At 57.2% G+C, this 6,074-nt stretch carries 6 protein-coding genes and 1 riboswitch; all 6 genes read left to right on the top strand.

Going from position 1 to position 6,074, the window contains the following annotated elements; translation table 11 throughout:
- Positions 1 to 410 precede the first annotated feature (410 nt).
- The 6 genes from PAT3040_RS08080 to glyA all read left to right on the top strand — a co-directional run bounded on the left by PAT3040_RS08080 (position 411) and on the right by glyA (position 6,013).
- Complete coding sequence (locus tag PAT3040_RS08080; RefSeq protein ID WP_258234896.1) at positions 411 to 1,694, top strand: L-threonylcarbamoyladenylate synthase; 1,284 nt, start codon at positions 411 to 413, stop codon at positions 1,692 to 1,694.
- Between the two features lie 64 nt (positions 1,695 to 1,758).
- Positions 1,759 to 2,319 (top strand): manganese efflux pump MntP, encoded by a 561-nt coding sequence (locus tag PAT3040_RS08075; protein WP_179215718.1) that lies wholly within the window; start codon positions 1,759 to 1,761, stop codon positions 2,317 to 2,319.
- A gap of 52 nt (positions 2,320 to 2,371) precedes the next feature.
- Positions 2,372 to 2,962 (top strand): low molecular weight protein arginine phosphatase, encoded by a 591-nt coding sequence (locus PAT3040_RS08070; protein WP_087569918.1) that lies wholly within the window; start codon positions 2,372 to 2,374, stop codon positions 2,960 to 2,962.
- 72 nt (positions 2,963 to 3,034) lie between these two features.
- A riboswitch (ZMP/ZTP riboswitch) is annotated at positions 3,035 to 3,115 on the top strand.
- Positions 3,116 to 3,363: 248 nt separating this feature from the next.
- Positions 3,364 to 3,822 carry a ribose 5-phosphate isomerase B gene (gene rpiB, locus PAT3040_RS08065; RefSeq protein ID WP_087570017.1) on the top strand — a complete coding sequence of 153 codons (459 nt, stop codon included), beginning with the start codon at positions 3,364 to 3,366 and terminating at the stop codon, positions 3,820 to 3,822.
- A gap of 292 nt (positions 3,823 to 4,114) precedes the next feature.
- Positions 4,115 to 4,726, top strand: a complete 612-nt coding sequence (locus PAT3040_RS08060; protein WP_108992204.1) for a TIGR01440 family protein — start codon at positions 4,115 to 4,117, stop codon at positions 4,724 to 4,726.
- A gap of 39 nt (positions 4,727 to 4,765) precedes the next feature.
- Positions 4,766 to 6,013, top strand: coding sequence for a serine hydroxymethyltransferase (glyA, locus tag PAT3040_RS08055; protein ID WP_143810351.1), 1,248 nt, complete (start codon positions 4,766 to 4,768; stop codon positions 6,011 to 6,013).
- Positions 6,014 to 6,074 lie beyond the last annotated feature (61 nt).

Below are 6,074 nucleotides of genomic sequence, written 5' to 3'. Positions count from 1 at the left end.
AACACGATGCGGGATAGTCTGAGGGTTATTTAATCGACAGTCTCTTTTTTCGGGCTACAGCTCCAAAAGTAGCCCCGCGACGCCCTATAACCCGATTTTTTACGGGTTTGCAGCTCAAAAGTAGCCCCGCGACGCCCTGTAACCGAATTTTACGGGTTTCAGCTCCGGAAGTAGCTCCGCGACTGGGTCGGGAGGGGATTGAATGCTGCTCCGAAAGGGCGAATCAGGTTGTGTGTCCGTCACAGTAAACATACATATCCTTATTGAAGAATAACGTCTTACCCGTCCTTTAGGAGGAAGGAACGGATTTTTGAACTCGCACTTATACTGCGTGTCAGCCTAATCCTTTTCTTGTGCTATAATAACGGTGCAACGGTTATTTTAAATATAGCAAGGATTGAATCATACAGATGATCGAGACTATAGTTTGGCAATCAGGCCCTTCGAGCAATATGATTGGCGGCAACGGGCCGGGCAGCAACGCGTCGGACAACAAGACGGGCGGCGAAGCGACGAGCAGCAACGCTACAGGCAATACGATTAGCGGTGCGGCGGTCAGCAACGCACCCGGCAACGTGACTTGTGGCGATACGCCCAGAGGTAAGGCGCAGGCAACGGACCTGGCAAGGAAGGAGCTCACCACAGTCAAGGGGGAACTCTCCACGGCAACGGATGAGCTCTCCACGGCGGCGGACAAGCTGCGTTCTGGCGGGCTGGTGGCCTTTCCCACCGAGACGGTATACGGCCTCGGCGCGGATGCGCGGAGTGACGAAGCTGTCGCAGGCATCTTCGAGGCCAAGGGGCGTCCCTCCGACAACCCGCTGATCGTGCATATCGCGCGCCGGGAGCAGCTCGACGAGCTGACGGTGTCCGTCTCTCCGCTGGAGGAGGCACTTATGACGGCCTTTTGGCCGGGGCCGCTCACGCTCGTGCTGCCCGCCCAAAAAGGCGCGCTCTCGCCGCTGGTGACTGCGGGGCTGTCCACCGTCGCCGTCCGGATGCCGGATCATCCCGTCGCGCTGGATCTGTTGCGGAAGGCCGACTGCCCCGTCGCGGCGCCGAGCGCCAATCGGTCCGGCCGTCCCAGCCCGACGACGGCCGCGCATGTGCTGGAGGATCTCGGAGGCCGCATACACGGTATCGTGGACGGCGGAGCGACCGGCGTTGGGTTGGAGTCTACGGTCGTGCAGCTGGAAGACAACGGCCTTGTCCGCATCCTGCGACCGGGAGGCATAACGTCGGAGCAGCTTCAGGCTGCGCTGCCGGAGGCCGTCGTCATAACCGACGACGAACTGCATGGGGAGTCTGCCCCGCGTTCACCGGGCATGAAGTACACGCATTATGCGCCGCGCGGCGAGCTGACGCTGGTGCGCGGCGACGACCGCGACATCGTGGCGGCCGCCATCCAGCATGCCGTTGAGGACTGCAGTTCCGCCGGTGTCGCGACCGGCGTGCTTGCATTCGATGAACGGGCGGCGCAGTACCAGGCCGATCTCGTCATCGGCATGGGCAGCGAGGCGTTGCCCCAGGAGGCGGCCAAGCGCCTGTACGCCGCGCTGCGCGAGTTCGATGCCGCGGGCATTCAGCGGATCTGGGCGGAAACGCCGGGCCCGGACGGGATCGGCGCTGCGCTTCTCAATCGGATGGTCAAGGCGGCAGGCGGCCGCATCCTACTCGCAAATCCCAGGAATTAGTATGAACGACCTCTTGTCCGCATATGTTGGTTAGAGAATGCGCGGTGGACAAGGGGAGATTGGATTGGGAGATGCGAATCTATTTGCCGGGCAAGTGCTGACGCTGTTGTGCATAGCGGCGGCGCTAGGCTTTGACGCTTTTTCGCTTGGCCTGGGAATCGGGCTTAAGGGAATCAGGGTGCGGGATATTCTGAAGCTGGGCTTCGTGATCGGACTGTTCCACGTCTTGATGCCGATCGGAGGCTTAATGACGGGACACCTTGTCAGCGATATGTTGGGGCAAGTTGCATCGACTGCCGCTGGCGTGCTGCTCATTCTGCTCGGCTGCCATATGATGTACAGCTCGTTCAAGGGCGAAGAGGTGCGGTCTTTCGATCACCGCACGGCCTGGGGGCTGCTGGTGCTTGCGTTCAGCGTCAGCATCGACGCCTTCTCGGTGGGTATTACGCTGGGCATGTTCTCGGCGGATCTGTGGCTGACCATTACTCTGTTCGGATTGATTGGCGGGCTAATGTCTATGCTGGGCTTGTTGCTGGGCAGGAAAGTCGGCGGCAATCTGGGCGAATACGGCGAGGCATTAGGAGGCGCGATTTTGCTCGTATTCGGCGCATTATTTGTCTTTTAACGCAGAAGGGCCCTGAGCCCATACCAATCGAATGAGAAAGGGGAACACAGGGATGAAACGAATATTGTTCGTCTGTACCGGCAACACATGCCGCTCTCCGATGGCCGAGGCGCTGCTGAGAGAGCAAGCGGCCAGGAGAGGCATAACAGTAGCCGTCCGATCCGCCGGCGTGTCCACCGTCGACGGTCTTCCGATCTCCTCTCATGCACTCGAGGCGCTCCGCAGACGGGATATCGCGCATAACGGTTCCTCCCGTGCTTTGACGGCTGAGGCCGTTGCTTGGGCGGATCTCATTTTGACGATGACCACGGGTCATAAGCGAAGCTTGCTTCATGTCCATCCGGATGCGGTGGACAAGACGTATACGCTCAAGGAGTTCGCGGGGGCGGATGCCGCCGTGCTGAAAAATATCGAGGAGCTCGAAAGCCTGTATTCCGACATGCAGATGAAGGGCGCGATTGGACAGCAGTTAACGAGCGAGGAGCGCAGGCGGATGCTGGAGCTGGAGCGAAGCATTCCCAGTTTTGATATCGCCGATCCCTTTGGAGGCGCGTTATCCACCTACGAGAGCTGCTCCGGAGAGATCGAGGATGCGGTCCGCAAGCTGCTCGACAAGCTGTCGGGTCGGAGTCTGATCAAGTGAAAACGGGCGTTCTTCCTCCGAATTCCGGATTGCTTTATATCACGCCATGAGATATGATGAATATACAAACACGGTTTCCGATGTAACTGGCGACGGAAGTGGGTAACCACGGTGGAGCATCGGAATATACGGCCGGTCGCCTGGGCAAAGAGCGTCATGCTGAAAAGCATGTCTGCTCTTTTTTTCGTTTTTTTCAAGATGCAAAAATGCATAAGCTGTCGCTTAGCCGCTTTGCCTTGCCTGTACGGTTGTCGTCCGCGGTCGGCTGTTGTCGAATTCTTAACATAAAGCAGGACAACTCCGATAGAGCTTTTCCCGCCGTAGAGGTATACTAACAGCATGAGGGGATTTGCCTAGTGCAAGGAACCGGGCAAGGAAATTCTGGAGAAGAGGTGTTGGCATTGAAGATTGCGATTGGAGCCGACCATGCGGGCTACCGCTTGAAGGATGTAATCGTTCCGTTATTGGAGTCGCTTGGACACGAGATTGAGGATGTCGGCTGCGACTGCAGCCAGTCCGTGGATTATCCGGATTATGCTATGCCAGTCTGCGAATCGGTTGTCTCGGGCAAAGCCGAGCGCGGCATTTTAATCTGCGGCACGGGCATTGGCATGTCGATTGCCGCGAACAAGGTTCCGGGTATTCGCTGCGCGCTTGTGCATGATTTGTTCTCCGCGCAAGCGACGCGCGAGCATAACGACACAAACGTGCTTGCCATGGGCGAACGTATTATCGGACCGGGCGTAGCCGAAGAGATCGTCAAGGTGTGGCTGTCGACTCCGTTCTCCAACGGCGAGCGTCATGTAGGCCGCGTCAACAAAGTGATGGAGATCGAGAAAAAGTTCAACTCGCGCCCTTAATAGTGAGTTCAAAAAGTTCGGTTATCAGTACCGAGAAGATTGAAGGCAACTAGAAACTGAGGAGCGGTACACGTTTTCGAAGAAAACGACATCGGGAGCATGCGCTTAGCAGAGCTACGTGAGCACCTGAAATGTTTCCGGAGGAAACATGCTTCGAAAGCATTCGCTTAGGTTCGGTTGCGTTTAATATTCGATGTCGAGTAAGCTTCTCGGTATACTTCGTAATGGGAATCGGACTTTTTGAACAACCTCTTAATAGCGCGGGCGAATCCTTAGTAGGAGGCGTTGAACGATGACGACGGAGAAGCGAATCCCCGATCCATCTCTCTGGTCCGCCGATGTCGAGCGCATCGTCCGGGAGCTGGCCGAAGCCGGCCGCCTGCGCGCCCACGAACTGCTCGTAATCGGCGCCAGTACCAGCGAAGTAATCGGCGAGCGGATCGGCACGGCAGGAGCGCTTGAGGCCGCTGCCGCCATATATGCGGGCGTGGAGGCAGCGCGCAAAGATATTGCGTTCATTCCCGCCTATCAATGCTGCGAGCATCTAAACCGGGCGCTTGTTCTGGAAGAAGAAGCGGCTCGGCGATACGGTCTTGAGCTTGTGCATGCCGTACCTATTCCCAAAGCTGGAGGATCGATGGCGGCTTATGCTTACGGCAGGCTTTCGAATCCCTGTCTCGTGGAGTCGATTCAGGCTCATGCGGGTATAGACATCGGGGATACGTTCATTGGGATGCATTTAAAGAGGGTGGCTGTACCCGTACGCCCTTCTATCCGTTCCATTGGAGAGGGACATGTGACGATGGCCATAACCAGACCGAAGCTAATAGGCGGCGCTCGCGCCGTATATGAGCAGCCTCAAAACGTCTTAACCGCCGAACAATCGGCGGATCATTGCGAGTAATGAATCACACTATATTCTATTTCAGGAGGAATCATCATTATGGAACATCTACGTAAACAAGATCCAGAGGTATTAAAGGCACTTGGCCTTGAGCTGCAACGCCAACGCGACAACATCGAGCTGATCGCGTCCGAAAACATCGTAAGCGAAGCTGTCCTTGAAGCTATGGGCTCCGTATTGACGAACAAGTATGCAGAAGGCTACCCGGGCAAACGTTACTATGGCGGCTGCGAGCATGTCGATATCGTCGAGGATCTGGCCCGCGATCGCGCCAAGGAGCTATTCGGCGCAGAGCACGTAAACGTACAGCCGCATTCCGGCGCACAAGCGAACATGGCTGTGTACCTGGCTGCTCTAAAGCCTGGCGACACCGTACTCGGTATGAACCTGGCCCATGGCGGTCACTTGACGCACGGCAGCCCGGTTAACGCATCCGGCTTGCTGTATAACTTCGTGGCTTACGGCGTACAAGAGGATTCCTTCACCATCGATTACGAAGAAGTTCGCAAGCTGGCGTTCAAACACCGCCCTCGCATGCTCGTGGCGGGCGCGAGCGCTTACCCGCGCATCATCGACTTCGAAAAGCTGGGCCAAATCGCGAACGAAGTCGGCGCGCTCTTTATGGTTGACATGGCGCATATCGCTGGTCTGGTTGCAGCCGGTCTTCACCCAAGCCCGGTGCCGCATGCCCATTTCGTTACGACAACAACGCATAAGACGCTTCGCGGACCTCGCGGCGGCATGATCATGTGTCGCAAGTCCTGGGCGGCAGCCATCGACAAGGCCGTATTCCCAGGCTCCCAAGGCGGCCCTCTGATGCATATCATCGCAGCGAAAGCAGTTGCGCTGGGAGAGGCTTTGCAGCCATCCTTCAAGGAATACGCCCAGAACGTCGTGAACAATGCGAAGGTGCTCTCCGAGGAGCTTCTGTCCAAGGGCATCAACATCGTATCCGGCGGCACGGACAACCACCTGATGCTGATCGATACGCGCAGCCTAAACATTACGGGCAAAGCTGCCGAGCATGTACTCGACGAAGTAGGCATCACCGTGAACAAAAACGCGATTCCATTCGACCCGACGAGCCCGTTCGTCACGAGCGGCATCCGTGTGGGTACGCCTGCGGCTACGGCTCGCGGCATGAACGAAGATGCGATGAAGGTCATCGCGGAAGTTATCGCGCTGGTGCTCAAAAATCCGGAAGACAGCGCGACATTGGATAAGGCTCGCGGTATGGTGCGCGATTTGACGGCCCAATTCCCGCTCTACCCAAGCATCAACTACTAGGTCGTGTCTGAAAACCCGCTCAGGGGCATCTTTCACCGCCTTTCCGCCCCCTGCTTCGTCA

It is taken from the genome of Paenibacillus agaridevorans (genome assembly GCF_003112455.1).
In the GTDB taxonomy this organism is placed as follows: Bacteria; Bacillota; Bacilli; order Paenibacillales; family Paenibacillaceae; genus Pristimantibacillus; species Pristimantibacillus agaridevorans.
This window is presented reverse-complemented; position numbering and strand designations above follow the sequence as displayed.